The organism is Pseudomonas sp. R62 (genome assembly GCF_000257605.1).
GTDB lineage: Bacteria > Pseudomonadota > Gammaproteobacteria > Pseudomonadales > Pseudomonadaceae > Aquipseudomonas > Aquipseudomonas atacamensis.
On the sequence record NZ_JH635998.1, the window covers coordinates 2,531,087 to 2,533,234 of the forward strand.

Here is a 2,148-nt window from a genome sequence, read left to right on the forward strand (position 1 = left end):
GGGTGACGGCGGCGTTGCTCAAGCGCCATGGGGTTCGGGTTTTCAGTGAGCTTGAACTGCCGCAAGCCGCGCAGGCCCTGGCCCGACTCGACTAAAGCGCCAGCACCAATTCAACTGTAGGAGCTGACGAGTGAAACGAGGCTGCGATCTTTTGATCTTTTGAATCAACATCAAAAGATCGCAGCCTGCGGCAGCTCCTACGGTTCGGTGAACCACTTCTTCGACAGCGCCGCCAACCGCCCATCCGCCTTGATCCTTTCCAGCGCGCTCTTGAGGCTGGCCTGAAACGCCGGATTACCCTTCTGGAAGGGAATCGCCAGCTCAACCGGCACTGCCGCTTTCGGCTTCTCTTCGGTCAACGCCTGCACCAGCACCATCGGCCGCGGCGTCTCGTCCTTCTTCGCCAACAACTGCCCGTCGACCTGGCCGTACGGCTCGCTGAAGTCGAAACGATCCTTGAGTTCGGGTGTCAGTGCTATGTGGTTGAGCGCGACGTCGTACTTGCCGCTTTCAACGCCCTGGAGCAGGTCGCCCTCGTCGGTGACGATGAAGTCGGCGCGTACATCCAGCTCGTTGGCGATCAGTTGCCCAAGCTCGACCTCGAACCCCGTGAGGGTGTCGCCCTCCTTGTAATTGAAGGGCGGTGTATTAGCCTCAAGGGCTATGCGCAGCTCGCCACGGTCGTTGACGTCATCAATCAGTTCGGCGTGAGCCAGCGGGCTCAGAAGGGGTAGCAGGCAGATCAGGCCAGGCAGCAGGTGCATGGTCACTCCTTTGAAATCATTATCGCGACGCTCTGATTCAGGCTCGCTTTGCTATGGTTGTCGAGTGCCTTCGACAACGAATGGTCATGAAGTTGTCATGACCGTGCGGATTTTACGGAAAAACTGGAGAAGAAAATGAAAAGCTTTTTGTCACGTGCAGCGTTGGCCAGTGTGCTGATGGGTGTTTCGGTGCTGGCCAGTGCGGCGACACCGGCGCCGAAGGATGCTGAAGTGTTCATCGTTTCTCCCGAGGACGGCGCTACCGTCTCGCAGGAATTCAAGGTCAAGTTCGGTGTCAAGAACATCGCGCTGGCCCCGGCGGGTGACACCACCAAGAACACCGGCCACCATCACCTGCTGATCGACGTCGACGACCTGCCGGCCGAAGGCGCGCCGATCCCGACTGACGCCCATCACATGCATTTCGGCAAGGCGCAGACCGAAGCCACGATCAAACTGGCCCCGGGCAAACACACCTTGCAACTGATCCTCGGCGACAGCGGCCACATGCCGTTCGACCCATCGATCGTTTCGGAAAAAATCACGGTCAACGTGAAATAAAAAAAGGGAGCCCTGCGGGGCTCCCTTTTTTAATTCAGCTTCAAGTGGCTGGCTGCAAGCGGCAAGGTAAAGCAAAAGCGCTGTTCACTTGCCGCTAGTAGCTTGAAGCTTGCCGCTGCTTCTTCAGAAGAGAACACGGCTACGGATAGTACCGTTGACGTGTTGCAGCTTTTCTTGCGCCAGCTCCGAGTATTCGGCGTCTACGTCGATCACCACGTAGCCGACTTTCTCGTTGGTCTGCAGGAACTGACCGGAGATGTTGATGCCGTTTTCGGCGAAGACCTTGTTGATCTCGCTCATCACACCCGGGATGTTCTCGTGGATGTGCAGCAGGCGGTGCTTGCCAGGGTGAGCCGGCAGGGCCACTTCCGGGAAGTTGACCGACGACACCGAAGTACCGTTGTCGCTGTACTTGACCAGTTTCTCTGCCACTTCCAGACCGATGTTGGCTTGCGCTTCGGCGGTCGAGCCACCGATGTGCGGGGTCAGGATCACGTTGTCGAGGCCACGCAGCGGGCTTTCGAACTCTTCGTCGTTGGAGCGTGGTTCCACCGGGAATACGTCGATGGCCGCGCCGATCAGGTGCTTGTCTTTGATCGCGTCCGCCAGGGCGTCGAGTTCGACCACGGTGCCGCGTGCAGCGTTGATCAGAATGCCGCCCTTTTTGATGGCGCGGATTTCCTTCTCGCCGATCATCCACTGGGTCGCCGCAGTTTCCGGGACGTGCAGGGTGACGATGTCGGACATGCCCAGCAGCTCGTGCAGGTTGTTGACCTGCGTAGCGTTGCCCAGTGGCAGCTTGGTCACGGTGTCATAGAAGAAC

Annotated in this window: 3 protein-coding genes and 1 pseudogene; 2 read left to right on the plus strand and 2 right to left on the minus strand. The window is 58.6% G+C overall.

Annotation, left to right across the window (positions count from 1 at the left end):
- Nucleotides 1–95, plus strand: a pseudogene (locus tag OQK_RS30430) (DUF523 domain-containing protein); the annotation flags it as partial.
- Nucleotides 96–197: 102 nt separating this feature from the next.
- On the opposite strand, the gene OQK_RS12380 reads toward OQK_RS30430, so the two are convergent.
- A complete protein-coding gene (locus OQK_RS12380; protein WP_016772671.1) occupies nucleotides 198–764 on the minus strand; it encodes a transporter substrate-binding domain-containing protein in 567 nt (188 codons plus the stop codon).
- A 135-nt stretch (nucleotides 765–899) separates the two neighbouring features.
- Here OQK_RS12380 and OQK_RS12385 point away from each other — a divergent pair, with 135 nt between their 5' ends.
- Nucleotides 900–1,325, plus strand: a complete 426-nt coding sequence (locus OQK_RS12385) for a DUF4399 domain-containing protein (protein ID WP_016772672.1) — start codon at nucleotides 900–902, stop codon at nucleotides 1,323–1,325.
- A 123-nt stretch (nucleotides 1,326–1,448) separates the two neighbouring features.
- Here OQK_RS12385 and OQK_RS12390 read toward each other — a convergent pair.
- Nucleotides 1,449–2,148, minus strand: a 700-nt coding sequence (locus tag OQK_RS12390; protein ID WP_016772673.1) for an NAD(P)-dependent oxidoreductase, incomplete at its 5' end; no start/stop codon positions are given.